Source organism: Solirubrum puertoriconensis (genome assembly GCF_001483135.1).
GTDB lineage: Bacteria > Bacteroidota > Bacteroidia > Cytophagales > Hymenobacteraceae > Solirubrum > Solirubrum puertoriconensis.
Genome location: NZ_LNAL01000008.1, coordinates 542,183 through 568,253, shown reverse-complemented (window position 1 = coordinate 568,253; position 26,071 = coordinate 542,183). Strand labels below are relative to the sequence as shown.

Annotated in this window: 23 protein-coding genes; 12 read left to right on the top strand and 11 right to left on the bottom strand. The window is 60.1% G+C overall.

Annotated elements, in window-relative coordinates; translation table 11 throughout:
* Nucleotides 1-17 precede the first annotated feature (17 nt).
* Entirely contained in the window at nucleotides 18-536 is a 519-nt protein-coding gene (locus tag ASU33_RS16630; RefSeq protein ID WP_059071958.1) for a CvpA family protein, read from the bottom strand.
* Nucleotides 537-630: 94 nt separating this feature from the next.
* Nucleotides 631-1,092 (bottom strand): GatB/YqeY domain-containing protein, encoded by a 462-nt coding sequence (locus ASU33_RS16625; protein ID WP_059071957.1) that lies wholly within the window; start codon nucleotides 1,090-1,092, stop codon nucleotides 631-633.
* Between the two features lie 244 nt (nucleotides 1,093-1,336).
* Between ASU33_RS16625 and ASU33_RS16620 the strand changes: the two genes are divergently transcribed.
* From ASU33_RS16620 to ASU33_RS16585, 8 genes are all read left to right on the top strand, one after another.
* On the top strand, nucleotides 1,337-2,050 hold the full coding sequence (locus ASU33_RS16620; protein WP_059071956.1) for a pyridoxine 5'-phosphate synthase: 714 nt from the start codon (nucleotides 1,337-1,339) through the stop codon (nucleotides 2,048-2,050).
* Nucleotides 2,051-2,092: 42 nt separating this feature from the next.
* The gene (gene mnmH / locus ASU33_RS16615; RefSeq protein ID WP_059071955.1) at nucleotides 2,093-3,157 is read left to right on the top strand and encodes a tRNA 2-selenouridine(34) synthase MnmH; all 1,065 of its coding nucleotides are present in this window, start codon (nucleotides 2,093-2,095) and stop codon (nucleotides 3,155-3,157) included.
* On the top strand, nucleotides 3,147-3,536 hold the full coding sequence (locus tag ASU33_RS16610; RefSeq protein ID WP_059071954.1) for a VOC family protein: 390 nt from the start codon (nucleotides 3,147-3,149) through the stop codon (nucleotides 3,534-3,536). The genes mnmH and ASU33_RS16610 overlap by 11 nt, the downstream gene beginning before the upstream one ends.
* Nucleotides 3,537-3,587: 51 nt before the next feature.
* Nucleotides 3,588-4,667 (top strand): selenide, water dikinase SelD, encoded by a 1,080-nt coding sequence (selD, locus tag ASU33_RS16605; RefSeq protein WP_059071953.1) that lies wholly within the window; start codon nucleotides 3,588-3,590, stop codon nucleotides 4,665-4,667.
* Nucleotides 4,667-5,251: a PH domain-containing protein gene (locus ASU33_RS16600; protein ID WP_059071952.1), complete on the top strand. Its 585-nt coding sequence runs from the start codon at nucleotides 4,667-4,669 to the stop codon at nucleotides 5,249-5,251. The genes selD and ASU33_RS16600 overlap by 1 nt, the downstream gene beginning before the upstream one ends.
* A gap of 162 nt (nucleotides 5,252-5,413) precedes the next feature.
* The gene (locus ASU33_RS16595) at nucleotides 5,414-7,249 is read left to right on the top strand and encodes an ATP-binding protein (protein WP_160328222.1); all 1,836 of its coding nucleotides are present in this window, start codon (nucleotides 5,414-5,416) and stop codon (nucleotides 7,247-7,249) included.
* A 38-nt stretch (nucleotides 7,250-7,287) separates the two neighbouring features.
* Nucleotides 7,288-8,064 (top strand): alpha/beta fold hydrolase, encoded by a 777-nt coding sequence (locus ASU33_RS16590; protein WP_059072762.1) that lies wholly within the window; start codon nucleotides 7,288-7,290, stop codon nucleotides 8,062-8,064.
* A gap of 11 nt (nucleotides 8,065-8,075) precedes the next feature.
* On the top strand, nucleotides 8,076-8,786 hold the full coding sequence (locus ASU33_RS16585; RefSeq protein WP_059071950.1) for an SAM-dependent methyltransferase: 711 nt from the start codon (nucleotides 8,076-8,078) through the stop codon (nucleotides 8,784-8,786).
* Between the two features lie 125 nt (nucleotides 8,787-8,911).
* Here the strand turns inward: ASU33_RS16585 and feoB are convergent, their stop codons facing one another.
* Both feoB and ASU33_RS16575 read right to left on the bottom strand, forming a co-directional pair.
* Nucleotides 8,912-11,092, bottom strand: a complete 2,181-nt coding sequence (gene feoB, locus ASU33_RS16580; protein WP_078063200.1) for a ferrous iron transport protein B — start codon at nucleotides 11,090-11,092, stop codon at nucleotides 8,912-8,914.
* Nucleotides 11,093-11,103: 11 nt separating this feature from the next.
* Nucleotides 11,104-11,361 carry a FeoA family protein gene (locus tag ASU33_RS16575; RefSeq protein WP_078063199.1) on the bottom strand — a complete coding sequence of 86 codons (258 nt, stop codon included), beginning with the start codon at nucleotides 11,359-11,361 and terminating at the stop codon, nucleotides 11,104-11,106.
* Between the two features lie 191 nt (nucleotides 11,362-11,552).
* Here ASU33_RS16575 and ASU33_RS16570 point away from each other — a divergent pair, with 191 nt between their 5' ends.
* The gene (locus ASU33_RS16570) at nucleotides 11,553-12,452 is read left to right on the top strand and encodes a carboxypeptidase-like regulatory domain-containing protein (RefSeq protein WP_059071949.1); all 900 of its coding nucleotides are present in this window, start codon (nucleotides 11,553-11,555) and stop codon (nucleotides 12,450-12,452) included.
* A gap of 119 nt (nucleotides 12,453-12,571) precedes the next feature.
* Here ASU33_RS16570 and ASU33_RS16565 read toward each other — a convergent pair whose 3' ends face one another.
* Nucleotides 12,572-15,070, bottom strand: coding sequence for a bifunctional UDP-N-acetylmuramoyl-tripeptide:D-alanyl-D-alanine ligase/alanine racemase (locus ASU33_RS16565; RefSeq protein ID WP_059071948.1), 2,499 nt, complete (start codon nucleotides 15,068-15,070; stop codon nucleotides 12,572-12,574).
* 162 nt (nucleotides 15,071-15,232) lie between these two features.
* Here ASU33_RS16565 and ASU33_RS16560 point away from each other — a divergent pair, with 162 nt between their 5' ends.
* A complete protein-coding gene (locus tag ASU33_RS16560; protein WP_160328221.1) occupies nucleotides 15,233-16,171 on the top strand; it encodes an EamA family transporter in 939 nt (312 codons plus the stop codon).
* A gap of 14 nt (nucleotides 16,172-16,185) precedes the next feature.
* Here ASU33_RS16560 and ASU33_RS16555 read toward each other — a convergent pair whose 3' ends face one another.
* Both ASU33_RS16555 and ASU33_RS16550 read right to left on the bottom strand, forming a co-directional pair.
* On the bottom strand, nucleotides 16,186-18,795 hold the full coding sequence (locus ASU33_RS16555; RefSeq protein WP_059071946.1) for a DUF5686 and carboxypeptidase regulatory-like domain-containing protein: 2,610 nt from the start codon (nucleotides 18,793-18,795) through the stop codon (nucleotides 16,186-16,188).
* 130 nt (nucleotides 18,796-18,925) lie between these two features.
* Entirely contained in the window at nucleotides 18,926-19,828 is a 903-nt protein-coding gene (locus ASU33_RS16550) for a DMT family transporter (protein ID WP_286130618.1), read from the bottom strand.
* A gap of 341 nt (nucleotides 19,829-20,169) precedes the next feature.
* Between ASU33_RS16550 and ASU33_RS16545 the strand changes: the two genes are divergently transcribed.
* Both ASU33_RS16545 and ASU33_RS21505 read left to right on the top strand, forming a co-directional pair.
* Nucleotides 20,170-20,661: a regulatory protein RecX gene (locus ASU33_RS16545; RefSeq protein WP_059071944.1), complete on the top strand. Its 492-nt coding sequence runs from the start codon at nucleotides 20,170-20,172 to the stop codon at nucleotides 20,659-20,661.
* Nucleotides 20,662-20,782: 121 nt separating this feature from the next.
* Nucleotides 20,783-20,953, top strand: coding sequence for a hypothetical protein (locus ASU33_RS21505; RefSeq protein WP_160328220.1), 171 nt, complete (start codon nucleotides 20,783-20,785; stop codon nucleotides 20,951-20,953).
* A gap of 89 nt (nucleotides 20,954-21,042) precedes the next feature.
* Here ASU33_RS21505 and ASU33_RS16540 read toward each other — a convergent pair whose 3' ends face one another.
* The 4 genes from ASU33_RS16540 to ASU33_RS16525 all read right to left on the bottom strand — a co-directional run bounded on the left by ASU33_RS16540 (nucleotide 21,043) and on the right by ASU33_RS16525 (nucleotide 25,944).
* Entirely contained in the window at nucleotides 21,043-21,573 is a 531-nt protein-coding gene (locus ASU33_RS16540) for a cupin domain-containing protein (RefSeq protein WP_059071943.1), read from the bottom strand.
* A 131-nt stretch (nucleotides 21,574-21,704) separates the two neighbouring features.
* Nucleotides 21,705-22,334, bottom strand: a complete 630-nt coding sequence (locus ASU33_RS16535) for a DUF4230 domain-containing protein (protein WP_059071942.1) — start codon at nucleotides 22,332-22,334, stop codon at nucleotides 21,705-21,707.
* A gap of 32 nt (nucleotides 22,335-22,366) precedes the next feature.
* Nucleotides 22,367-23,302 carry a 1-aminocyclopropane-1-carboxylate deaminase/D-cysteine desulfhydrase gene (locus ASU33_RS16530; protein ID WP_059071941.1) on the bottom strand — a complete coding sequence of 312 codons (936 nt, stop codon included), beginning with the start codon at nucleotides 23,300-23,302 and terminating at the stop codon, nucleotides 22,367-22,369.
* Between the two features lie 71 nt (nucleotides 23,303-23,373).
* A complete protein-coding gene (locus ASU33_RS16525) occupies nucleotides 23,374-25,944 on the bottom strand; it encodes a YfhO family protein (RefSeq protein WP_059071940.1) in 2,571 nt (856 codons plus the stop codon).
* Nucleotides 25,945-26,071: the final 127 nt, after the last annotated feature.

Genomic DNA, 26,071 nt, shown 5'->3' with positions numbered 1-26,071 from the left:
AGCAAACGCCCTAGGTACTAAAACACGTTCCGCAACGTGCTGAGCAGCTCGGTGGCAAACGGCAGCACCACGCCTACTACCTGCAGGGCCAGCGGGGTAGCCTCGGCCACTACGGGCAGCAACACCGAATCCTGCGTGAGAGGTTGGGCAATGGGCAAGCCAGCCAAGCCGGTGCCGTAAAGCAGCAGGCTAAGCCCGAGTATCCACTTGAGTGCACCGGCTGCCCCGCCTACCAGGTTGTCGAGCACACCTAGGGGCGTAAGGTGTACCACGCTTTTCAGCAGACCACCGGCCATGTGCACTCCCCAGGCAATGATGGCAAATACTAGCAGGAACGAGACGAGCGGCAGCATGCCAAACGCTTCGCCTACGTAGTGCCGCACCAGCGGAATGGCCGCGCCCAGCAGCTTCAGGCCACCGAGCACGCCGAGCACAAAAGCCACCAGCGAGGCTACCTCCAGCACAATACCGCGCCGAAAGCCTTTAACTGCACCCACGGCCAAGGGCACAAGCAACAGAAGATCGAAGCCAGACATTCGGTAGGCTTTGGGTATTAATAAATCCGAGCTTAGCTAAGCCGAAAAAAGAGAACCTCCCTAGATCGTATCTAACTAAGCCCTGACTCATCAATTAGAAATTGGTATTGTTCAGCAAGCGGTTTACCTCTTGCGAAATGGCGCGGCCATCGGCCTGGCCAGCCAGCTCACGCGCGGCTACGCCCATTACTTTGCCTAGGTCGGAAGGACCCGTGGCACCTACGCGCGAAATGATTTCAACGAGGCGCTCGGTGAGGTCGGCATCGGAAAGCTGCGCGGGGAGGTACTCCTCGATGATGGCCAGCTCGGCCAGCTCTACTTCTTCGAGGTCGGAGCGAAACTGCTTCTGGTACATCTCGGCGGCTTCGCGGCGCTGCTTGGCGGCTTTGTTCAGCAGCTTCAGCTCGGCATCCGACGTGAGGCTTCCTTGAAAACCCTCGGCGGTTTCGGCCAGCATGATCTGCGACTTAATGCTGCGCAGCGCGGTAAGGCGAACTTTGTCTTTGGCCAGCATGGCCTTCTTGATATCGGCGTCGATGCGTTCTTTCAGCGTCATAACAGAAGCGGCAGAAAATGAGGTGCAAGATTAGTCCTTTTGGCAACACAATGGGCATGCCCGGTGCTACTACGTACGATACCGGCGGGCTAACCATTACCCAACCCAGGTGATTCTGAAACTTGGCAGCAAGCCGGATCGGTAGTGTAGCCTGCCTTAGGCAAGAACAGAAATTGTACGCCACCGGGGCTAGAACTATATCTTTGGCAGCCGCCGGGCGTATTGCTTCGGGCACGTAATGGATATGACAAAGCTTAGCGTAAACATAAATAAAATAGCCACCCTGCGGAACGCCCGCGGCCACAATCGCCCCGATGTGTTGCAAGCCGCCCGCGACTGTGAGCGATTTGGCGCCGAGGGTATCACGGTGCACCCCCGCCCCGATGAGCGCCATATTCGCTATCAGGATGTGCGCGACCTCAAGCGCGTGGTAACCACCGAACTGAACGTAGAAGGCAACCCCACGCCCGATTTCCTCGACTTGGTGCGCGAAGTTCGCCCCGAGCAAGTAACGCTGGTGCCCGATGCGCCCGATGCCATTACCTCCAACGCCGGCTGGGACACCATTCGCCACCAAGAGTACCTGCAGGGCATTGTGGCCGAGCTGAAGTTGCTGGGCTGCCGTGTGAGCATTTTCCTCGACCCCGACTTGGAAATGGTGAAAGCCGCCGTAGGCACCGGCACCGACCGCATCGAGCTGTATACCGAGGCCTACGCCACGCAGTACCACCACGACCGCGAAGCCGCCGTGGCGCCTTACCGCGCCGCCGCTGAGCTGGCGCAGCAACTCGGCCTAGGAGTAAACGCCGGCCACGACCTCGACCTCGATAACCTGGCTTTCCTTAAGCAGGAGCTGCCGGGCTTGCTAGAGGTCAGCATCGGCCATGCGCTTATTTGCGACGCGCTGTACCTAGGGCTCGAAAACACCGTTCAGCAGTACCGCCGCCAGCTGCAGTAAGCGGCTCATCTTCCCCTCTTTTCAGCCCACCCGGTACCTGCTATGCCTCGCCTGCCGCTTCAAGAGTTCTTATCGGGCCCCGCCGATGCACCCATTTTTGATGCGCGGGCGCCGTTGGAGTACCAGCAAGGGCACATACCAGGTGCGGTAAGCTTTCCGATTTTTTCCGACGAGGAGCGGGCCCGCATTGGCACCACGTACAAGCGCGTAAGCCAAGACAAAGCTGTGCTCCTAGGTCTGGATTTCTTCGGGCCGAAGATGAGCCAGATGGTGCGCGAGGCCCAAAAGCTCGCCCCAGGTAAGGAAGTACGCCTGCACTGCTGGCGCGGGGGTATGCGCTCGGGGGCTATGCAGTGGCTGCTTGAGCTGGCCGGGTTTCGGGTGCACCTGCTCGATAAAGGCTACAAGGATTACCGCCGCTGGGCCTTGGCCGAGTTTGCCCGCCCCCGGCCGCTAGTAGCCCTAGGTGGCCTTACCGGCTCGGGCAAGACCGATGTGCTGCAGGTGTTAGCCGCCCGCCACCACGAGGACACAATTGACCTCGAAGGCTTGGCCCATCACAAGGGCTCCTCGTTTGGGGCCATTGGATTGCCGCCGCAACCCACCACCGAGCAGTTCGAAAACGATTTGGCCTGGCAGCTCAGCCAAGCAGCGCAGGCACCTAGGCTGTGGGTAGAGGACGAAAGCCGCACGATTGGCTCGGTAGCCCTGCCCGGCACTTTGTACGAGCGGCTGCGCCAAGCCCCGCTGATAGTGCTCGATATACCTAGGCCGGTGCGTACGCGCAAGCTGGCCGAAGAGTACGGCCGCCACGAGCCCGAACTGTTGCGCCAAGCCATCGAGCGAATTCAGAAAAAACTTGGCGGGCTGATGGCCAAGGAGGCGTTGGCGGCTATTGATGCCGGCGACATGGAGAAGATGGTGGGCATTGCCCTCGGCTACTACGACAAAACCTACAGCCACGGCCTCGACGACCGTGCAGGCAAAGTGCCCATGGTGCGGGTACCGTCGGATACCTGCGACCCTACGGTAAATGCCGAGCTCGTATTGGCCGCAGCCAACCAACTTTCGGCGGCTTCGGCCGCGCCTGCTCCGCATGGTCCCTAAGCTACGCGTGGCCCGGCCTACCAACAACCTGGCGGCGCTGCTGCCTTTTTACCGCGAGGGGCTAGGCTTTGAGGTGCTCGGCTCATTCGAAGACCACGCCGGCTTCGATGGCCTGATGCTGGGCCACCCACAGGCGCCGTACCACCTCGAGTTTACGCACGAGCGTGGCTGCCCAGCCGGCGGCGCGCCTTCGGCCGAGCACTTGCTTGTGTTTTACATGCCCGACGCTGCTGCCTGGCAACAGGCCGTGGCCCGCATGCGAGGCGCTGGTTTTGCGCCCGTACCCTCGCACAACCCGTATTGGGATGCGCGCGGCCTTACTTTCGAAGACCCCGACGGCTACCGCGTGGTGCTGCAGCACGCCGCCTGGGAAGTATAACGCGGCCGCGGGTTGTAGCTGCAACGCCCGTATTTTCGACCTGATACTGATATGAACCCCGATTCGCTCGCTCCTACCGCACCCGAAGCCGTTCGCCTGACGCAATACAGCCACGGCGCTGGCTGCGGCTGCAAAATCGCGCCGAAAGTGCTCGATCAGATTTTGCACACCACCGTGCCGCAACCCCACGATGAACGCCTACTTGTGGGCAACTCCTCGCGCGACGACGCGGCCGTGTACGACCTAGGCACGGGCCAGGCGCTTATCAGCACCACCGATTTCTTTATGCCCATCGTTGATGATGCATATGATTTCGGGCGCATTGCCTCAGCCAATGCCATTTCGGATGTGTACGCCATGGGCGGCCGCCCAGTGCTGGCTATTGCCGTGCTGGGTTGGCCCATCGATAAACTGGCGCCCGAAGTGGCCCGGCGCGTGATTGAAGGCAGCCGCAGCATTTGCGCCGAAGCCGGCATTGCGCTGGCTGGCGGGCACAGCATCGATTCGCCGGAGCCCATCTTCGGTTTGGCCGTGAATGGCTTGGTTGATATAGCCAACCTGAAGCGCAACGACACCGCCACGGAGGGCTGCCTGCTATACCTCACCAAACCCTTGGGCGTGGGCATGCTCACCACGGCGCAGAAGAAAGGTTTGCTCACGGAAGCCGACGCGCAGCTGGCCCCGCGCCAGATGATGCAGCTCAACAAGCTGGGCGAACCCCTAGGTAAGTTGCCCCAGGTGAAGGCCATGACCGATGTAACCGGTTTTGGCTTGCTGGGCCACCTGGCCGAAGTAGCCGAGGGCAGCCAACTCACGGCCGAAATCGACTTTGCACAGGTGCCGCGCATTGCCGCCGCCGAGGCCTACCGCCAACAGAAAGCCATACCCGGCGGCACGCACCGCAACTGGGATTCGTACGGCCACAAGGTGTCGGGATTTGGCGGCGACATCAGCGAAGAGCAACGCCACTGGCTCTGCGACCCGCAAACCTCGGGGGGCCTGTTGGTGTGCGTAGCGCCCGAGGGCCGCACCGCTGTGGAGCAGTTGCTACGCGAAGCAGGCGTACCGGCCGAGCCGTTTGGCCAGCTACGCACCCGCCAGGCTGGCGAACCGTACATCGTGGTGCGCTGATGCGGAGAGTACTAGGCCCGCTGCTGGAGCTGGCGGTAAGCATTGGGCTGATTGCGCTGGCGCTGCAGTGGGTGCTGGGCCTGTTTGGGCGCAAACGCACCGTGTTTCAGGCAAACTATTGGCGCGGGGTGTACCTGCTTACTTGGCCCATAGCTACGCTGTCTGTGGGTTTGCCACCCGTTATCAATGCCCTGGGTAGGCCAGTTGGCATTTGGGAAATTGTGCTAATAACCGTATTGGCAGGGGCTGTGCTGGGGTTTGCGTTGCCGAGCTTTGCGCTGCACTGGCAGTACTACCGCCACAACCGCCGCACCACCCTGCTGTTTGAGCCCAAGCGCAACGTGCTGGAAGTGTACGAAGGCCCTTACCAATTGCCCTTCGAGCGGCGCGATATTGCCCAAGTGGAGTACGTCGTATGCCGCACGCGGCGCGTGTTCTGGAGCAAGTACGAGTACGTGCGCCTGCACCTGCACGACGGCCGCATCATTACGCTTACATCGTTGCTTACCAAACTAGCGCCCTTGGCAGAGTTCCTGCGCCATACCCATTTGCAGCGCCGCCAATGTTGGTTTTGCTGGCTCTAACTACCTATTGCAAAACTGTATATAAGTGTTGTTATATTAGCCAGGAAATCCTCCCTACCACCTCCGCGTAAATTCGTCGTCAGCATGGGGCGGTTTCTGCCTGGGCTTATATGCATTTGGTTGTGGGCTACGCTAGCTGCTCAAGCCCAAGATTCGCTCCAAGTGGCTCAGCTGCGACAGAGCCTGCCAGCCTTACCCGCCGACACCGGTCGGGTACGGGTGCTAAGCCAATTGTGCTACGCCCTGCACGACCATACGCCTACCCAGGCCGTGCGCTACGGCGAAGAAGCTGTGCGCCTAGCTCGCGGCATTGAGGATAAGCCCGGCCTTATGCGGGCCTTGCTGCACCTAGGCAGCTGCTACGCCAACCTTTCCGATGGTCCTCATGCCCTTAAGCTTCAGCAAGAGGCCTTGCTGCTGGCACAGGAGCTGCAGAACACCGATGGCATCGTGCGGGGCTACACCGCCATGGGCAGCATCCACCACGAACGTGGCGATACTATAAACGCGTGGGCCAACTACCGCCAGGCCCTGATGCGCGTGCGCAACCCTGGAGTTAGTGTGCGTACGCAACTGATGCTGTACGGCAACCTGGGGGGCCTCTTTTTTTACGAGGGCCAGCACCCAAAGGGCATGCAGTACACGCGCCAGGCTACGCAGCTTGCCCGCCGCTCCGGCGACCGTGCAGGCGAGGCCATGTACCTAGGGCACCTGGGCACCCACTACCTGCAAATAGGCAACTACGGTATTGCCGAAGGCCTGTTGCGGAAAGCACTGGAGCTCAGCGAAGCGGCCAACAACCCGCGCTTTGTAACCAGCCAACAGGAGCTATTGGCCACCGTATTGCTGCTTACCGAAAAACTCGACGAAGCCGAAGAACTCACCCAAAAAGCATTGGCCCAAGGCCGCCGCATTGGGTTCTTGGAACGCGTGCTCGATGGCTACGACCTGATGGCTAACATTCAGGCCGCGCGCCAGCAGTACCGCCAGGCCTACGAGTGGCGGCAGCGCTACGAAGCCCTCAACGATACCCTTAACAGCCGGGCCCGCCTGGGTACCCTGTCGGCGCTGCAGTCGCGCTACGAAACCGCCGAAAAAGAAAACCAGATACGGCTGCTTACCCAGCGCACCGAGCTGCAGCAGTTGCGCAACCGCGAGCTACGTATTGCGGTAGGGGCTTTGGTAATCGGGCTGGTAGGTGTGGGGGGGCTGTCGTGGCAATTGCGGCGCAGCAAGCGCGCACTGGCGGCCAACCACGCAGCGTTAGAGCGTGCCAATGCACAAACCCAGCAGCTTGCCTCTAGCAAAGACCGCCTCTACTCCATTGTAGCGCACGATTTGCGGGGCCCCGTCACCTCTTTTGTGGGCGTAACGGAGCTCATCGATTTTTACTTGCGCACCGGCGACGAGCAAGGCTTGCGCCGTTTGCCCGAACAAGTGCGCCAATCGGCCCAGCACTTGAACAGCTTGCTCGACAATCTGCTGAACTGGGCCGTTACGCAAACCGGCGAGCTAGCCTTTCAGCCCCAGCAATTGCCGCTGGGTGAGTTGCTGCGCGATGTTGAGGCCCTGCACTGCACCGCAGCCCAAGCCCGCCAGGTTTGCCTGAGCGTTGCCGCAGCCGAAGGACTTTCGGCGTGGGCCGATGCCAACATGACGCGCACCATTTTGCGCAACCTTGTGAGTAATGCCCTAAAATGCACTCCGCAAGGTGGCATCATTCGCCTAGGTGCCGTGCTCACCCCCGACGACCGCATGGTAACGGTAAGTGTCTCAGACACCGGCTTCGGCATGCCCGAAGAGCAAGTTCAGGCCCTGCTCGATCCTAACCGGGCGGCAGCCCCACGCCACACTGTAGGCCGGGCGCGTTCGGGCACAGGCTTGGGTTTGCCGCTTTGCCTAGCATTTGTGCGGCGGCAAGGCGGCGAGTTGACTATCAACAGCACCCCGGGCCAAGGAACCACCGTACAGTTCACGCTGCCCCGCACCCAGGTTTAGCCGGTATGTGCGTCGGGCTTCCGACCTTTATGCCCGCTATGCAACTTCACTACCGCGAACAAGGCCAGGGCCGCCCGTTGGTTATTCTGCACGGGCTGTTTGGCACCCTCGATAACTGGCAAAGCCTGGCGCGTCGCTGGGCCGAGCAATTCCGCGTCATCGCCGTCGATTTGCGCAACCACGGCCGCTCTCCTCACTCCGATGAGCACAGCTACGAGCTGATGGCGCAGGATGTGCTGGAGCTTTTTGACACACTCGAGCTCGACAGCAGCCAACTCGTTTTGCTAGGCCACAGCATGGGCGGCAAAGTAGCCATGCGCCTCGCTCTCAGCCACCCCGATCGGCTGGCCAAGCTGGTGGTGCTCGATATTGCCCCGCGCTTCAGCGACATGCGCCACCAAGATGAAATCCTGGCTGGCTTGCACGCCGTGGACCTAGGCAAGCTCGAAAACCGCCAACAGGCCGACGAGGCCTTGGCCCAGCATATTAAATGGCCCGACGTGCGGCAGTTCTTGCTCAAGAACTTATACCGCCGCGACGACAACTCCTTTGCCTGGCGCCCTAACCTGGCAGCGCTTACCGCCGAGATGGAGGCAATTGGCGCAGAAATTACGGCCGAAACACCCTTTTTGAAACCTGCTCTGTTTATCCGCGGTGGCAAGTCCGACTACATCAGCACCGAGGATAAACTCTACCACATTCCGCAGCTGTTCCCCAACTCCGTTGTCGAAACCGTGGTGGATGCCGGCCATTGGGTGCACGCCGAAGCTCCCGACAAAGTATACGAGCTGGTAACAGCGTTTGCCGCCAGCTAATCATCGCAGCCTTGAAAGGAACGCTCTACCTCATTCCCACGGTACTAGCCGACGACACGACTGCCCAAGTACTGCCCGCTCAGATTGCTGAGCGCGTGGCCGACCTAGGGTATTTTCTGGTCGAGAATGCCCGTACGGCCCGCCGCTTCATTAAGCAAGTAGCGCCGGCGCAGGTAATTGAAGAGCTACGCATCACGGTCATCGACAAAGACTCGACCGATGCACAGGTGCGCGCCGCGTTGGAGCCTCTGCTGAAGCAGGGTATCAGTGCTGGTGTAATCAGCGAAGCAGGCTGCCCTGGCATTGCCGACCCGGGTGCGGCCCTGGCTCGCGAGGCGCACCGCCTGGGTGTTCGGGTGGTGCCGCTGGTAGGGCCATCCTCGCTTCTGTTGGCGCTGATGGGTTCGGGATTTAACGGGCAGAGCTTTACTTTTCATGGCTACCTGCCCATCGAGCGGCCGAAGCGTTCTGCAGCCATCAAGCAACTGGAGCGCCAAGCCTTGGCTCAGCACCAAACCCAGCTTTTTATTGAAACGCCGTATCGCAACACGCAGCTGCTGGAAGATTTACTGGCACAGCTGCAGCCTAGCACCCGCTTGTGCGTGGCAGCCAACCTAACGGCCCCCAACGAGTACCTGCGCACCGACACCGTAGCCGGCTGGAAGAAGACACCATTGCCCGACCTCCACAAGCAACCCGCTGTGTTCCTCATCGGTACCTAGGCCACAATGTTGGGTACAATAACAGGCTGTTAATTAAGCCACAAGGCCCGAACCGCAGAACGGTTCGGGCCTTGTGATTTTTAGCTTGCCCTAGGTGGCAAAGGCTGCTGAGAAATGTGCGCGGCCTATTTCAACAGCTGATACACCAGCAACGACATCACGTAAGCCAAACCCGACATGTACCCGAGTTGCAGCAGCGGCCAGGTCCAGCCCTTGGTTTCGCGGTAGGTTGTGGCCAGGGTGCTCACGCATTGCATCGCAAACACATAAAACACCAGCAGCGAAGCCGCACGGGCCGGCGTGAAGAATGGCTGACCGAATTCGTCCTTTTCGGCGCGCAGCTTCTCCTGCACGGTGCTCATGTCGGCATCCTGCCCCACGCTGTAAATGGTAGAGATGGTGCCCACAAATACCTCGCGCGCAGCAAACGACGTGAGCAGGGCAATGCTCACTTTCCAGTCGAAACCCAGCGGGCGCACGGCCGGCTCGATGGTACGGCCAAAGACACCCGCGTACGAATTTTCGAGCTTGTGAGCGGCAATCAGGTTATCGGTTTGCTCGGGAGTAAGCTGTTTCTGAGCCGCTTCGGAACGCGCCTGCTGCTCGGCTTTCACGAGCGAATCGCCGGGGCCGTACGAAGCCAGCACCCACAGCAACACCGAAATGGCTACGATGATTTTACCGGCCTGGAAAACAAAAGCCTTCACCTTTTCTACGATGGTAAGCCCCACGTTTTTCCAGCGCGGCCAGCGGTACACCGGAAACTCCATGATAAAGAAGCTACGCTCCTTAGCCCGCAGCAACGTCTTCAGCGCCCACGCCGAAAGCACTGCCGATACGAAGCCCAAGAGGTACAGCCCCATCAGGGCTACCCCCTGCAGGTTGAACACACCTAGGACGGTACGCTCGGGCACCACAAAGGCCACCAGCACCGTGTACACCGGGATGCGCGCCGAGCACGACATCAGCGGCACCACGAAAATGGTGATGATGCGGTCCTTCCAGTTTTCGATGGTGCGCGCGCTCATAATGGCCGGCACGGCGCAGGCCATACCCGAAATCAGCGGCACCACGCTCTTACCGTTCAGCCCAAACTTGCGCATGATTTTGTCCATCATGAACGTCACGCGCGCCATGTAGCCCGATTCTTCGAGCACGGCAATGAAGGCGAACAACAGGGCAATCTGCGGAATGAACATCAGTACCCCACCTAGGCCGGCAATGATGCCATCGGAAAGCAGATCGATGAGCGGGCCTTCGCCCAGGCTCTTCACCTGCCCGCCTAGCCACGCCACGCCTTGGTCGATAAGGTCCATGGGTAGCTCAGCCCACGCGAAGATGGCCTGGAAGAGCAGGAACAGAATGCTCAGGAAAATCAGGTAGCCCCACACTTTATGCGTGAGCACCCGGTCGATCTTATTGCTGTACGACTCGTTCTTTTCGGCTCGCGTCACGCGCACCACGTCGAGCAGCAGCTCCGAAATGCGGGCGTATCGGTCGATGGTTTCCTGCGCTTGCAAAGCCACGGAGTCAAAGCCGTACTTCTGACGCAGCTCGTGGATGTACGCCTTGTCATCGGCCGACAAAAACTTCAGTCGCTCGTACTGGTGCGCGTAGTGCAGCGCCAGGTAATCGTTGTGCAGGTTGAAGTAGTAACGGATCTGCCGAATCATCGGCAGCAGCTCGTCGGACGTTTCGTAAAACGTTTGGCTAGGCGGCCCGAGCTCCTGTGCCATTACAATCTTCAGGGCCGTTACGCCTACGCCTTTGCGAGCGTTCATTGGAATAACGGGCACCCCTAGCTGCTGCTGCAACTCGGCCACATCAATCTGAATGCCGTGCTGCTCGGCCGTGTCCATCATGTTCAGGGCCAGCACCATAGGCAGCTGCAAATCGGCGAGCTGCGTAAACAGCAACAGGTTACGCTTCAGGTTCGAAGCGTCGGCGGTTACTACTACAAAGTCGGGGTACTCGCTCGAATCACGCTCGTAGAGCAGGTCGGTGATGACCTTTTCATCGAGGCTTTTGGGGTAGAGCGAATACGTACCGGGCAAGTCGATGATGTCGGCCCGGTGGTGCAGCGTAAGTTGCGCCACACCCGTTTTCCGGTCGACGGTAACTCCCGGAAAGTTGCCCACCTTTTGGTTGAGACCGGTGAGCTGGTTGAACAGCGAAGATTTACCCGAGTTGGGGTTGCCAATCAGGGCAATGCGCGTGTGGCGCTCTGTTACTGATCGGATAGCAGCCGATGCTGCATCTGACTGGCCCTGCTTCGGGTCAGGAGTTAATACTACCGCACTCGCCATCCGCCGAAGCGTTAATCTTTAAGCATGATTGTAGCCGCCTCGCTTACCCGCAACGACAGCGTATATTCGCCGTCGACGTGCAAGGTAATGGGGCAACCCAGTGGCGCCCGGCCGCTAAGTGTTACCTGCGTGCCCGGTATGCACCCCATTTCTAGGAGCTTAAGCGCCATTTCCGGATCTTTAAGGCAGCAAATGGTACCCGTCTCGCCCAAGCGCAGATCTTTAACGCTGCGGGACGTGGTAGCGGAGGCAACAGACAGGGTGGGCACAGGCGGTAAGTTTATTTAGACAAGCTATAAACAAAGGTACGCCCTGCAAAGGTTTCCGCCAAAAGCAAAGCTTCGGAGACAGAGCGCCGTAGCACTTACCTGGGCACAAATTGCACTTTTATAAATATTCGAAGGAAGATTGCAGTTGCCGTCTAAACTGCTTGTATTTTTGGTTTTATAATCCACCGCTTATGCTCAAACGCCTACTCTTTTTCGTTGCGCTAGGTTGGTTGCTCCCGCAGTTGGTTAGTGCGCAGGATAATCGCATTACAGGCCGCGTGGTTGACGCCAAAACCAAAGAGCCCATCCCCTTTGCCTCTATTGGCCTGAAAGAAGAACAAACCGGTGCGTTGACAAACGAATACGGTTTCTTTCAGATGGCACAGCCGGAGAAAGCCGCTCAAGACTCTCTAATCATCCAAGCCCTGGGCTACATCCGCAAGGCCGTAGCCGTGAAGCGCGGTGCCAAGCTTGAAGACCTCATTGTAGAGGTTACCAAGCGTAACATTGTGCTGGCCGAGGTGAAAGTGGAAGCCGGCAAGGTGAAAAACGCCGACATGGGCGCCCGCAACAACACGCCCGGCGAGGGCATGATTCAGGGTATGCCCGGCAGCCAGTATGCCTTCTTCGTGAAGAACGAGAAGGGCAAAAAGCTCGGCATGATCCGCACGGTATCGTTCTACATCGGTGAACACGGCTTCCCGAAAGAACCCTTCCGTGTGCGGATCTACAAGAACGACGGCGACTACAACGCCCCCAATACCGACCTGCTCACGGAGAACGTAGTAGTATCGGCTCCGGGTGGCGGTTCGTGGTTTACCATCGACATGACGCCTTACAACATTATGGCGCCGGACGAAGGATTCTTCGTGGCTATGGAGTGGATTGTGTCGGGCGACAAGTTCTACACCACCAACTTCATGGATAACTACACGCCTTACGGCCAGATCATGAAGCCGACTTTCGAGTTCAAGGAAAGCCGTACCTGGACGTATTCCATGGGCAAAGGCTGGAGCTTGATTACTATGTCGAACAGCACGGGTCTGCGCTACAACGCCATGATCAAAGCGGAAGTAGACGTTTACAAGTAATAGCTGCTCGGTAGGCTACTCTACCCCACGCAAACGGCCGCTGCTCTTTTGGGTAGCGGCCGTTTGCTTTTTTACCTAGGTGTGGTTACTGTCTGCGAGTCTCTAGTGGCACCCAAGGCTTACTCCGAAACAAATACCCGTTTCACTCGCTCGCTCACGTTAGTGAGTAGCTCGTACGGAATGGTGCCAATGCGGGCGGCTAGTTCGGTTAACGGCAACTCCTCGCCAAACACAACGGCCGTGTCGCCCTCCTGCACATCCGGAATAGCAGTTACATCGGCCATGCACATATCCATGCACACGTTGCCGATGATTGGGGCGCGTTGCCCGCGGATAACCACTGCCCCGGTTGCGCGCGAGAAGCGGCGGTCGTACCCATCGGCGTAGCCAATAGCTAAGGTGGCGATGCGGCGGTCGTGGTTGGCAGCTTCGCCGCGGCGCCCGTAGCCTACGGTTTCGCCTGCGCGCAAGGTTTTTAGCTGCGAAACCGTAGTGCGGAGGGTGCTTACCGGGCGGAGCGCCGTTGGGTTGAGGCCAGCAGCCTCTACACCGTACAAACCAATGCCTAAGCGCACCATATCGAGTTGCGCCTCTGGGAAGCGTATGATGCCCGGCGAGTTAAGGGCATGTTTGATTACGGCGTACCCTAGGTTGCCCTCGAGGCGCGCTGCCATGCGCTGAAAGGCTGCCAGCTGCCGGTGCGAGAAACTATTGTGCTGCTCTTCGTCGGCGCCGGCTAGGTGGGTAAGGGCGCTGGCCACGCGCAGGGTGCCGGCGTGCTGCTGCAGCAAAGGCAGCAGTTCATCGAGGTCGGTTTCATCGAAGCCTAGGCGCCGCATGCCGGTATCGAGCTTAAGGTGCACCGGCGGCAACGGGCCATCTTGCGCGGCCAGCAAGTATTCGCGCAGGCGGGCAAACGAGTAGATTTCGGGCTCGAGATGGTACTGCCGCAGCAGGGCGAACGAGTCCGGCGAAGGATTCATCACCATAACCGGCAACGATATGCCGTGCTCGCGCAACTGCACGCCCTCGTCGGTATACGCCACGGCCAGGTAATCGACGCGGTGAAACTCCAGCAGGTTGGCTACTTCGTACGAGCCGCTACCGTAGGCAAAAGCTTTTACCATCACCATCAGGCGGGTACTGGGCTGCAGCCGGGCGCGGTAGTAGTTGAGGTTGTGCACCAGTGCATCGAGATTTACCTCGAGCACGGTGCCGTGAATCTTACGCTGAAAAGCTGCCACCACCCGCTCGAAACCGAAACGGCGGGCACCCTTCACCAAAATGGTTTCGTGGCGGAAGTGGTCGGGGTGAAACCAGCCGAGCAGCGCGTTGGTGTCGGGGAAGAACTGCGCGTCGGGCACTGCTGCTTGCAACAAGGCTTGGTGCTGGCCGATTTCGGGGCCTACAGCCAACAGCCGCTGCACATTGTGCTGGCTGGCAAGCTGCGCTACCTGCTGGTAGAGCTCCGCGGCGGGCAAGCCCGATTCGAGCAGATCGGACAGAATAAGTGTGCGGCGCCCGCGGCGCGGTTGCCGGCGCAGCGCATCCAAGGCTAGGTCGAGGCCGGCTAGGTCGTTGTTATAGGTATCGTCGAGAACGTAGCAGTCGTGGATGGCCTGCTTCATTTCGAGGCGCATGGCTACGGGCTGCAGGCGCAGCAGGCGGCGCTGCAGCTCGGCGGCTGGCAAGCCGCGCCACAGCAGCAAGGCCACACAATGCAGGGCGTTTTCTACCGAAGGCTCGTCGGCGAAGGGCAGCGAGAACGTGTGCGTTTGCCCTAGGTAATCTACCTGCGCCAACGGCTGCTGGGGGTCGGCACCGGGCTCGAGTTTCACTTGAACCTGGGCATCGGCGACTCCGCAGCGCGACCAGCTAAAGCGTTGCACGCGTGCCGGCAGCTGAACCGCCGCGGTGTGCACCTCGGCGTGGTCGCGGCAGTAAAACAGGGTATCGACGCCCGCAAAGAGCTGCATTTTTTCGACCGCTTTTTCGGCGTGCGAGCTAAATCCAGCATCGTGCGCTGAGCCTAGGTTGGTGAACACACCTAGGGTCGGTTGAATAACCTGCGCCAGGCGCGCCATTTCGCCGCGTTCCGAAATGCCCGCTTCAAAAATGCCCAGGGTGTGCGCTGGCCGCAGCTCCCACACGCTTACCGGCACGCCCACTTGGGAGTTGTAGCTGCGCGGCGAGCGGCAAATAAGCTCGTCGGGGCTGAGCAATTGCGCCAGCCACTCCTTTACTATGGTTTTGCCGTTCGAGCCCGTGATGCCCACTACGGGAATGCCGAACTGTGCGCGGTGCTCCGCAGCAATACGCTGCAAGGCGGCCAGGCTGTCGGGCACCAGCACAAAGCCTGCTTCGGGGTAGTCGGCCAGCGCTCCGGGCACCAACTCTGCTTTGTCGACCAGGAATAGGCGCACCCCGCGTTGGTACAGCTCGGGCAGGTATTGGTGCCCATCGTGGTGGGGGCCGCGCAGGGCCACAAACAAGGTACCGGCAGCCTGGGCCATGCGGCGGCTATCGAGCAGCAAGTGAAGCACCGAGGCGGCCGCATCGGCCGGAGCCTGCAGCAGCGTACCACCCGTGAGAGCCGGCAAATGAGAGAAGGTGAGCATAGCAGCGCAAAGGTAGAGCCCCACGCGTGCCGATTGCACCTAAGCCAGCGTACGGGCGCGTTGCCTGGTTTAGTTTATACGCATTCAGAATATTGCCTCCGCAACCGGTTATCTTTGCGGTCTTTTTCGGCGCGCCTGCTCCTGGGCGCATATGCTTACCCAGTGAAACCTTCTCGCTTCCATACCGCTGCGCTAGCCGCTTACTTAATCTGGGGCTTCTTCCCTATTCCGTTGCGCCTGCTCACGGGCTACGCCAGCGGTCAGATTTTGTACTTCCGGGTGGTACTGGCCTTGCTCTTGCTGGCTGCCATTCTGCTCCTAGGTCGGCGCGGCGCCTTGCAACAAACCTGGCAGCAGTACCGCACGGCGGTGCCGACCGAGCGGCGGCGCATGCTGGGCCTCACGGCCCTAGGTGGCATGCTGCTCACCATCAACTGGCTGCTATTCATTTACGTGGTCAATCACGTGAGCGTGCAGGCGGGTTCGTTTGCCTACTTGCTTTGCCCCATTCTTACGGCAGTGCTGGGCTGGGCCTTGCTGGGCGAGCGGCTGAGGCCGGTGCAGGGTGCGGCCATTGCCATTAGCCTGGTAAGCTGCGGCCTGCTGGCTACGGGCAACCTGCAAACCGTAGGCATGAGCTTGCTCGTGGCCCTCAGCTATGCCAGTTACCTGATTACCCAACGCGTACTCCGCCACTACGATAAGCTGGTGCTGCTGGGCCTGCAACTGCTGCTGGCTACGGCAGTACTCGTGCCGCTGGCCGGCCCCCTGGGTGCCGACCCCGTTGCGGGCTTCGCTGATACGCGCCTGCTGCTGATTGTGGGCCTGCTAAGCGCTGGCTTCACGGTGCTGCCGCTGTTCCTCAACTTGTTTGCCCTAGGTGGTTTGTCGTCGGGTACGGTGGGCATCCTGATGTACCTCAACCCGCTGGTAAGCTTTCTGCTGGCGTTCCTGTACTTCGGCGAGTCGGCGGCGGCTAACCAGGTAATTGCCTATGGGCTGATTGTGATTTCGGTGTTGCTGTACAACTGGCCCGCCAAGCGCCAACTGGTAACTACTGAGGCACTAACTGAGGCCGAGCAGGCTACACGAGTTGCCTAGGCGATGCTGGGGCATTAGAAGCCAACCCCAATGCGCACACTCTGCTCGAGCTTGCGCCCCGATTGCAGCGCCGTGAAATAATCGACGCGCAGAAACTTAAAGATGTGCTCGATGCCCACGCCTAGCTCCACGTAGTGGCCGGCAGCAGCGGTGTGCAGGTAATTCACCGTGCCAACCTCCTGCCACTTCAGGCGCTTGAGCACGGGTACCTTGTTGAGGAAGAAGCCGTTGAAGTGATGGTCATAGTGGGCCTCTACAAACGTGCGGCGCGTGCTGTAACGGTAATAGTCGAGAAGCTGAAAGCGCGAGAAATCGGCGGCAAAGCGGGTAAGGTTGCCCGAGAAATGGCGGTAATCCATAAAGGCCAGCTTGGGTGCGCCTAAAAAGCCACCCACGTTGGCGTAGTAGGTGCTGGTACCCAGCAGGCCTAGGTTCAGGCTTTGCCGCACGCCCGCTTCCAGCATGGTGTAGCGCACGTCGCTGAAGTCATCGATGCCCCACCCCTGCCGCCAGGTAAAGCGGAAAGTTGGGTACCTAGAACCGAGGTTTACGCGGCCATCGGGGCGGCTGATGTAGCGCTGCCCCGGCCGGTAGCTCAGCCACAGCTCCGAACCTAGGGCGCGGCTCCGACCAAAGCCGGTGCCTTGGGGCAGCTCGGCCGCGACGGGTTGATTGGGCGTGAAAGCCCGCCCCGGAATGTCGTTGAGCAAATCGATGGTGGCGTTTTGCAACTCGCGGCGGTCGAAGTAGCTAATGGCGCCGCGCACGGTAAGGCCATTTAGCACCTCGCGCAGGTAGCCCACCTCGGCGCCACGGCGCTGGTAGTACTTGGCAAAGTTGCGGTTGCGCAACAACGTGTACGAGGTGTTGATGGCCGGCGTAAGCTGCGAGTTCGGGTCGAAGTTCTCCACCGTGCGGCCCGCTACTACCTGCAGGCGGGCGACGCGCTCGGGGTTGTGCTGCCAGTTCAGCTCCATCGAGGGGCTGAAGAGCCGTGCCTCGGTGCCGTAGCGCAGCGAGGGCGTCAGCCAAAAACGGCGGCGGTCGTCGGTGTAGCGGGTGTAGGTGAACTGCGGGTTCACGATGGTGCCCTCTACGGTGCTGTACTGCAGAATATTGAACAGCGGCGCTACGTAGAACTGCTCCTTGCGGTGCGTCTGGTTATAAGTGTAGCCCGTCAGCATAAAGCTTTTCGCATCGAACTTGTTGCGGATGCGGTCGAGCGAATCCTGGTAGGGCTTGGAGTTGCGCACCACTTCGGTGCTGTCCTTCACGCGGTAGTCGCGCTTCTCCTCGTCGGTAAGCGGCACGGGCCGGATTTGGGACCAGTAGGCGCTGTCGCGTTCGTTCACGCCCTTTTCTACCCGCAGCACTTCGTGCTTGCCCATCTTCTCCACTTCAAGCGCGCCCACTTGCCGCGCCAGCGAATCGACGGCGGCTGCTCCGGTGCGCTTGCTCTGGCGCTTTACCTGCCGCGTAAGCGCCCGCACCGTGGAGCGCTGCTGCTTGGCCTCGGCCACGGTTTCGGCGTGGGCGGGCTCGTTGGTAGCGGGTGCCAGCGCCTGGGTGGGCACGGGGCGGCTGGCGTAGGTGGGCGTTACGCGATAGTTCGAGAACACCGCCGTGAGGTAGGCATTGCCTTTGAACCCGAACGCCGAGTAGTTGGCCGTGAGCTTTTGGGTTTGAAGTAGCCACACGTGGGGCGCGTTGGGCGCGGGCGCAAAAATCTGGTCGATGCGCACGTCGTCGACGTAATCCAGTTGCGCATCCTTGTTCAGCGTAAGCGACACGGAGTGCAGGCGCCACGTGCCCTCGATAACGTAGATGTGGCCGGCAAACACCGGATCGGTGCGGCGGCGCGGCGTTACCCTAATTTTGTGCACCATTTGGCCGTTTTGCTGCGTGGTGCCCTCGAGGGTGTATTGGTAGAATAAAAACGCGTTGGGCGCGATAGGCGACACAAACCCGCGCTCCGAAAACAGCTTCAGCACGGGGTTGTAAAAGCTTAGGCCGCGGCCCGCGCCAGCGCGGTTCAGGCTGAAGGCTTTGGCGTCGCCGCTCACCTTGGATGATATCATTCGCTCGCGCACCACGTTGGGCTGCTGAAAGGCTACCTCCGAAACCGACTCCGACAGGTAGATAGTACCCGGCTTCAAGTCGGGCCCGGTTTTGAACAGACCTAGGATGCGGCTGGGCGCTTCGTTGAGGCGGGCCAGGGCTTTGATGTAGGTGCGCGCCGTAAAAGCGGCCACCTCGCGCCGGTGGTAACTGCGCCAGTCGATGGCGTGCTGCACAATGGCGTAGGCGGGGTCTTTGTCTTTGGCCCGCACCACCACTTCGCGCAGCTGGTAGTTTTCGGGGGTGAGGGTAACGTTCAGCGTGGTTGCGGTGTCGCCGCCCGCTACGCGTACCGTCTCGGTGTGGGGTTTGAAGCCCACGTACTGAAACACCAACTCGTAGCGCCCGGCGGCCAACGGCAGCTGGTAGTTGCCTTGTTCGTTGGAAGCGGTGCTGGTGCTGGTGCCTTTTACGGCCACGTTGGCAAAGGCCAGCGCCTCACCTTTGGGATCGGTGATGCGCCCGCGGATGACTCCGGCCCGAAGCCCCAACGGAGCAAGCAGCACACACCACAAGCAAAAGCAAGAAACCAGGTACTGACAACGCATAGCAGGCAACATAACGCACTCGGCGGGGAAGATACTGCTAAGAGTGCGGCCATTGCAGCAGCGTTGCCTTAGCCGGTAAGTTTTTACGTTAACTGCGTACGGCCTCGCCTTCTACCGCATCGGGCTCGGGGGTGGGGGCCTGCGTGCGGCGTGCATGACGGGCCAAATACCACGAGTTCAGCAGCACACCGGCCAGCACCAACGCCATGCCCACGTAGGCCCCCGGCGGAAAGGCCTCGCCGAAGAACACGTAGCCCAGACCTAGGGCGTACAGAATGCCGATGTAGTTGAGGTTGGCCACGCTCGAAAGGCGCTCGGCCTGGTAAGCTTTCGTCATGTACACCTGCGCGCCCTGAGTAAGCACGCCGGTCAGGATCAGCCACAGCCAATCGAGCCCTTGCGGGGTTTGCCAGTTGAACAGGCAGTACGCGGCCGAGATGGGCAGGGCCACCATCGGGAAGTAAAACACCACCACCAGCGGGTGCTCTTTGCCCTTGAGCCTACGGATGGAGTTGTAGCTGAACCCCGAGAACACCGCCGACAGCACGCCCAGCCCCAACCACATGGGCTCCACGCGGGTATCCACGCCTTCGGCACAGATAACGCCCGCAAACGACAGCAAGAAAAACGCCCACTGCCAAGGCAGCACCCGCTCCTTCACGACAAAGACTCCGATGATGGCCGTAAAGATTGGCGCGAGGTATTGCACCGTTACGGCGGTGGCCAAAGGCATGCGCTGCAACGTAAAAAAGTACAGCATTAGGGCCATGGCGCCGGTGGTGCCGCGGGCTATCAGGAAAAAGTGGTTGGAGCCCCACGGCCGGATGCGCATGGCCCGCAGCGTTAGGTAGCTCAGCAACACCGACATAGCCGACCGGAACAGGATAATTTCCATAGCCGGCAGGTGCTTGAGCAGCTTCACGCACACGTTCATCAGCGCGAAGCAGAACGTGGAAATAAGCATGTAGCGGGCTCCGCGACTTAATAGCATAGCGCCAAGAAAAAAGAGCAAGGGCGCAAAGGTCTGTGCAAATCGGCGAAGTCGGAAATCAGCACTATGCGGGTATTTTAATTGCTTAATATTGTGCGAAATGTGGGCAAAACGTGCTATCTTGCCCCAGCTGAATCGAAGAACCTTTGCCGTAAGTATTGGTTACCGTTTTTGGATTCAACTTGTTTATGTGAGCGAACAGCCGCCGCCTTCTGGGCGGCGGCTGTTTTTTTACCCAGTTAGGCCGAAAGGCGACTCCGCACCTAGGGCTGCAGCCCGGGCCGGGCATTGTACGTAAGCGTACCTAGGGGCTGCACCGGCCTGCTTATTTTGCTTGAGTAATGGAAGACGCTTCGCGCAAACGCAAAACTTATACGCCCGGCGAGGCCCTACAGAAAATAGCCGCTTACTGCGCCTACCAGGAACGCAGCCACCGCGAGGTAGAAGACAAGCTGCGCAGCTACGGCCTCGACGAAGACGAAGCCGGCGAAATCATTATTCGGTTGGTACGCGAAAAGCTGCTCGATGAGGAGCGCTTTGCCCGCTCGTTTGTTCGCGGCAAGTACCGGCTCAAGAAATGGGGCCGCCGCCGCATCCGAATGGAGCTGAAGCAGCGTCATATTTCGGAGTTCTGCATCAAAGCCGGCATGAGCGAAATCGACGGCGACGAGTACTACCAAAACCTGCGCGAGTTGCTCGAGAAGAAGAACGCCCTCGAGAAAGAAAGCAACCCGCTAAAGCGGCGGCAGAAGCTAAGCGCCTACGCCACGCAAAAAGGCTACGAGGCCGACCTCATTCAGGACGCCCTAGGTGAAGTGCTAGCCGAGGACTAGCGGCATCAGTGCGGCGCATTAGCCAAAGGGCCAGCCCGGCCGTATACTTCAGTAAAGCCGCTGCTAACCAGCTTTTCTAGGTTACGGCAGCGGTTTGCTGTACCTCTACACTACTGCTCCTATGGCTAAGCTCCGCAAGAAAGCGCTGAAAGTGCTGCGCAAAGAAGTGCGTCGCCTGCTCCGTAAAGAAGGCCCCGAGGTGATTGTTGGTGTTGTTACCGGCGTGCTCTCGAACCTGTTTACGGAACTCGCTAGCAAGAGGAAAAAACGCAAAAAAGTAGCCGCTGCTTAGCTGCCCTAGGTGGTTGGCATTAGCAAGCCGCTCAGGGGCATGCACTAGTGTCCCGGAGCGGCTTGCTGGTGTAGGCCGATATGCGCTGGCTAAAACTGTTGCACCCCAAACTTGCTGGCCACGGCTTGCAGCGTGGCGCGGTCGGGAGTGGCCCGAAGACCGGGTGCAATCATACCGCGCTCGGGCTTGGATAGCTCGCGGTAGTACTGCTCGCCGCCACCGGGCGTAATCAGCAGCAGCGCCCGAGCCTGGCCCGACACTACGTGGCAAGCGTGGCGCAGGCCGCGCGGCAGGTGCACGGCATCGCCAGGGCCAGCCTCAATAACCTCATTGCCTACCTCGAAGCGCATGGCGCCTTCGAGCAGGTAAAACGTTTCCGACTCGTTGTGATGCAGGTGCGGGGGCAAATCCAGGCAGCGTTGCATGGTTACATCGAGCAGCGCAAACTCGCCGTGGGTTTCGCGCGAAGTGGCCAGTGGCTTTACGCTGGTACCGGCAAACTCCCAGGTTTCGGTTGTGGCGGAGCGGCTTACAAAAGGCACACCGGTAGGCATCAGCGGCGTTTGCCAGTCGGTATCGGTTGAGAGCAGTTGTGCAACGGTGGGTTCTTTGGTTTCCATAGCTGAAAAGAGGTTAGGCAGGTGACTACCTAAAGCTACAGCCCCCGTTTGCACAACGCCACTTTTCAGGCTCGCATAATAATGTGATACAAGCAGTTATCTCATCAAACGCAAGCCATTAAGCGGTTGAACTACTGAAGCCGCCCACGTTGCGGCGGCGCGATTTGTTGGGTTAGTACCACGCGCCGACCGGTGAGAGTTTCGAGCATGGGACGCAGAATTTGCTCGGCATTTTGCTGGGTTTGGGCCAAAATGCCCGACTGCAAAGCGGCACGGCGCACGTTCTGCTCGGCGTACTTGTAACCCTCGTCAACCAGCGCGGCATCCTGCAGCAGGGCGTTTTCAGTATCGTACACGCGGCTTTGCGAATGATCAATGCGCCAGGTGCATAGCTCGGGCGCGGGCAGGGCCACACGCACTACCGAGTCGCCCTCGAACACCACATCCAACGCGCCCACCTTGCGCAAATCGACGCAGCCGATGGCCTCGCCGGCCACAATCAGGGCCACTTTGGCATCGGGCAGAAAGCGGTAGGTGCTTTTGCGGTACTCGACCACATCCTTGAAGCGGTAGCGCACTAGTTCTAGCTTGCCCATGCCCTCAATCTTCTCGAGCACGGTGTTGTGCGTTACGGTTACACGCGGTTCGGGCTCCACCAAGGAGTTTAAGTCGCGCAGGCTCGGGGCTACTTTCCGCCACAGAAACCACCCCAGCGCAATCAGAAACAACAAGGGCACCAAGCGCCGCAGCAGAAGCATCATGAGCGTTGAGGAACAAGGTCGACAATACTAAGCTATACGAAACCCGGCGCCGCCACGCCGAAGCGCTGCCGAAACCCGGCCCACCCTTGCAGGCCGCCGGTGTGCACGGCCACCACGGTACTGCCCACCGCAAAGTGGCCTTCTTCAATCAGCTGCAGCACGCCGTAGAGCAGCTTGCCCGTGTACACGGGGTCGAGCGCCACTTGGTGCTGTTGGTAAAAGCGGTAGATAAACGCCAGCAACGGCTCGGAGTACTTGGCGTAGCCGCCAAAGTGCGCGCTGGTGTGCAGGTGCCAGTTGCTGAACACCAGCCCCACCGCAGCAGTGGTTAGGTTGTTTACATCGCGGCGGAGGAAGTCAGCGCCTTTCAGGGCAGCCACCCCAACGGCGTGCCGCTGCCCACCTAGGCCCATAAGCAGGCCGGCCAGCGTGCCCCCGGTACCGCAAGCTACGGCCACGGCATCGAAGGCTTCGCCGGCGGCGTCGAGCTCCGTTATTAGTTCGGCGCAACCCCGCAAAGCCAAGGTATTGGTGCCGCCTTCGGGTACCACGTAGGCAGGCCCTAGGTGCGCCAGCAGCTCAGCAACCCAAGCGGCATCGTGGCGCTGCTGGTATGCCTCGCGGCTAACAAAGTGCAGCTGCATGCCGTCGCCCTGGCATTGCTGCAAGGTGGGGCTAAGTTGAGGAGCAGCCTCGCCGCGTACCACGCCAATGGTGCCGAAGCCCTGCAGCCGGCCTGCTGCTGCCACCGCGGCTAAGTGGTTGGAATAGGCACCCCCAAACGTAAGCAGCGTGCGGTGCCCTAGGTGCTGCGCCTCCAGCAGGTTGTACTTCAGCTTGCGCCATTTGTTACCTGGTATGTCGGGGTGCAGCAAATCGTCGCGCAGCAAGCGCAGCCGCACGCCGCGCCGCTCAGCAACGGGCTCGGGCAAATCGAGCAGAATAGGCGGCGGCGCTGGTTGAAGCATAGCTGCTGCAAAGGAAACACAAGCCGCCGACCTAGGCCGGTGTGGCAGTGTGCTGTATGTGCTGGCGTTACCTAGGCGGCCATCAACTCATCGCGTTCGGCTTCGGGCTCGGGCACTGGCTTGCGGCGCACGGCGTACACTACGGCCCCAATCAGCACTCCAAACAGCAGCAGCGACGACACCAACGACACCGTATTGCCAACGGCGTACTCCTTGGGCTCGAACTTAAACTCGATGGCGTGCTGGCCAGCCGGCACGGGCATGGCGCGCAGCACGTAGTTGGCGCGCACGTGCGGCACAGGCTTGCCATCGAGGTAGGCGTTCCAGCCTTCGGGGTAGTAGATTTCGGAGAACACCGCAAATCCTTCTTGCGCCGCATTCACGGTGTATTTCAGCGCGTTGGGCGAGTAGTTCGTGAGCGTGATGCTCGAGCCGGCGGCGTTGTAGCTGGTTTTGTTCTGTGGGAACTTGCTTACATCCACAATGGCCGTGTTCACCGGATCGAAATTGCTGAGCGCGGCCATTTCCTGGTCGGCGTTCTGCACCGGCTGAATGGTGCTTACAAACCACGCGTTGCCGAGGGCACCGGGGTTGCGCTGGGCCACGGGCTGCCCCTGCTGATCTTGTGTAATGACGTAGCGTGCGTTGAGCATGCTCAGGATGCGCGGGTTGTTTTGCGAAATTTGCCGCTCGATCAGGTCCTGGTACCGGCGCAGCTTGGCACCGTGGTAACCCCCAATGCTTTTGTGGAAGTACGAGGTTTGGGCCTCGTTGAAGGGGTTGCTGAGGTTGAGCACGCGGTAGTGCAGCGTGGGGTCGGCAAGGATTTGCGAGTCGGCACGCGAGGGCACAAACTGCTGCGCCACGGTTTCGTTCTGGAAGCTGCTTTCGCCTAGGTAGCGCTTATCCACGGCCCACAGGTCGACGAGCGTGAGCAGGGCTACTATGCCAGCTGCTACCGATACGGTGAGCTTGCGGTTGAGGTAGAACCACAACACCCCGGCCGTGGCCACGATGAAGAACAGCGAGCGGAGCACATCGGCGCGCATAAGGGCCGCACGGTCTTGGCGCAGAGCATCGATGGGGAAGCCTTGTTGCTGCAATTGGCTGTCGACGGGCGACGCGAAATCGGCACCTAGGCCGAAAATGAACGCCAGCACGCAAATACCCGCCGTAATGCCGGTAGCCAGCAATAGCTTGCGGCGCAGCTCGGCGGTTTCGGGGCTATCCGCCGGGGTTGTGGGCAGCTTGGGGTGCACGGCAGGCACTGCCGCTGCGGGGCGGTTGCGCAATACGCGGGCCAAGGCCAGCACAGCCAGCAACGGCATGGCCAGCTGGGCAATAACCAACGCCATCGACACCGACCGGAACTTGTTGTAGCCCGGAAAGAAGTCGAACATCAGGTCGTTGAAGGTGGCAAAGTTTTTACCCCACGCCAGCATAATCGACAGGATGGTGCCCACCAGCAGCCAAACGCGCGTGCGGCGGTCGGCCACAAACAAGCCCAGCACAAACAGCAAGCACACCACCGCGCCCATGTACACCGGGCCGCTGGTAATGGGTTGGTCGCCCCAATACGTGGGCATGCCCGAGAGGTACTGCTCGAGCTGCACGGGCGGCACACCTAGGTCGCTGAGCGCTTTGCCCGTGTTCGAGTCGTCGTCGAGTTTGCCTTGTGAGGCACCGCCGTAGTAGTTGGGAATGAGCAGCGTAATCGTTTCGCCTACACCGTAGCTCCAGTTGAAGGCATAGTCGCGGTCGAGGCCGCCGCCTTCGCCATCGGCAGCCGGTGCAGCGGCTTGCTCGCCGGGTGCAGCAGGCGCGGGCGTGGTCAGCTCCGATTTACCCCGGATGCTGTACTTGGTGTAAGTAGCCGTGGTGTAGAGGCGGCCGAAGCTTACGCCCACGGCCAGCAGCGCACCCACCGCCAGCAGAGCCGTACGTTGGAAGAAATCGGGCAAGCGCTTTTCGCGCGCCGCAAAAATTAGTTCCACGACGCCAAACACCAGCACCAGCAGCAGCAGGTAATAGGTAATCTGCAAGTGGTTGGCCCGGATGTTCATCGTCAGACCTAGGGCAAATAAAGCCGCGCCAAGCAGCCGCTGCCTACGGAAGGTAACCAGCAAGCCGGCCAGCACCAGCGGCGCGTATGCCAAGGCATATGACTTAGAGTTGTGCCCCGCGGCGAGGATGATAAGGTTGTAGCTCGTGAAACCCAACGCAATGGCGCCCACCAGGGCTACCAACGGCCGCATGCCCAAAAAGGCAAATAGCAGGTAGCCGCAAAACAGGGCGGCAAACAGGTTAGCCGCCACCGCCGGCAACCCCACCGTGAACACGTAGTTCAGGTACACCGATAAGTCGCCGGGAAAGCGGGTGCTGATCAGGTACGTGGGCATGCCCGAGAACATGGAGTTCGTCCAGAGGGCTTCTTCGCCGGTTTGCTGGCGGTAGGTAAGCGCCTCGCGGGCACTGCCATTGAACTGCACGATATCGTGCTGGGCCAGGGTTTTGCCCCCAAATACAATGGGCGAGAAATACAGAACGGCCAGCACGAGCAGGAAGGCTACGGCTAGCAGGTGCGGCAGCAAACGGCGGCCCAACGAGGGTGCTGTTGGCGTTGGCGATTCGACAGCGGGCATGTACGGTAGCTGGTAGTAAGTAGGCGGTGAGGCGGATGGCAAGCGGCGGCACCTAGGGCGCGTGGCATACCACCCCTACAAACGTAAAAAAGCCCGGCCGGCAGGCGCCAGCCGGGCTTGAAGCCCG

What these genes read in the sequence shown, in the direction of transcription:
- ASU33_RS16630 (WP_059071958.1), bottom strand. Translation starts at nt 536, where the DNA reads ATGTCTGGCTTCGATCTTCTGTTGCTTGTGCCCTTGGCCGTGGGTGCA.
- ASU33_RS16625 (WP_059071957.1), bottom strand. Translation starts at nt 1,092, where the DNA reads ATGACGCTGAAAGAACGCATCGACGCCGATATCAAGAAGGCCATGCTG.
- ASU33_RS16620 (WP_059071956.1), top strand. Translation starts at nt 1,337, where the DNA reads ATGACAAAGCTTAGCGTAAACATAAATAAAATAGCCACCCTGCGGAAC.
- mnmH (WP_059071955.1), top strand. Translation starts at nt 2,093, where the DNA reads ATGCCTCGCCTGCCGCTTCAAGAGTTCTTATCGGGCCCCGCCGATGCA.
- ASU33_RS16610 (WP_059071954.1), top strand. Translation starts at nt 3,147, where the DNA reads ATGGTCCCTAAGCTACGCGTGGCCCGGCCTACCAACAACCTGGCGGCG.
- selD (WP_059071953.1), top strand. Translation starts at nt 3,588, where the DNA reads ATGAACCCCGATTCGCTCGCTCCTACCGCACCCGAAGCCGTTCGCCTG.
- ASU33_RS16600 (WP_059071952.1), top strand. Translation starts at nt 4,667, where the DNA reads ATGCGGAGAGTACTAGGCCCGCTGCTGGAGCTGGCGGTAAGCATTGGG.
- ASU33_RS16590 (WP_059072762.1), top strand. Translation starts at nt 7,288, where the DNA reads ATGCAACTTCACTACCGCGAACAAGGCCAGGGCCGCCCGTTGGTTATT.
- feoB (WP_078063200.1), bottom strand. Translation starts at nt 11,092, where the DNA reads ATGGCGAGTGCGGTAGTATTAACTCCTGACCCGAAGCAGGGCCAGTCA.
- ASU33_RS16570 (WP_059071949.1), top strand. Translation starts at nt 11,553, where the DNA reads ATGCTCAAACGCCTACTCTTTTTCGTTGCGCTAGGTTGGTTGCTCCCG.
- ASU33_RS16565 (WP_059071948.1), bottom strand. Translation starts at nt 15,070, where the DNA reads ATGCTCACCTTCTCTCATTTGCCGGCTCTCACGGGTGGTACGCTGCTG.
- ASU33_RS16550 (WP_286130618.1), bottom strand. Translation starts at nt 19,828, where the DNA reads ATGCTATTAAGTCGCGGAGCCCGCTACATGCTTATTTCCACGTTCTGC.
- ASU33_RS16545 (WP_059071944.1), top strand. Translation starts at nt 20,170, where the DNA reads ATGGAAGACGCTTCGCGCAAACGCAAAACTTATACGCCCGGCGAGGCC.
- ASU33_RS21505 (WP_160328220.1), top strand. Translation starts at nt 20,783, where the DNA reads ATGGCTAAGCTCCGCAAGAAAGCGCTGAAAGTGCTGCGCAAAGAAGTG.
- ASU33_RS16540 (WP_059071943.1), bottom strand. Translation starts at nt 21,573, where the DNA reads ATGGAAACCAAAGAACCCACCGTTGCACAACTGCTCTCAACCGATACC.
- ASU33_RS16535 (WP_059071942.1), bottom strand. Translation starts at nt 22,334, where the DNA reads ATGATGCTTCTGCTGCGGCGCTTGGTGCCCTTGTTGTTTCTGATTGCG.
- ASU33_RS16530 (WP_059071941.1), bottom strand. Translation starts at nt 23,302, where the DNA reads ATGCTTCAACCAGCGCCGCCGCCTATTCTGCTCGATTTGCCCGAGCCC.
- ASU33_RS16525 (WP_059071940.1), bottom strand. Translation starts at nt 25,944, where the DNA reads ATGCCCGCTGTCGAATCGCCAACGCCAACAGCACCCTCGTTGGGCCGC.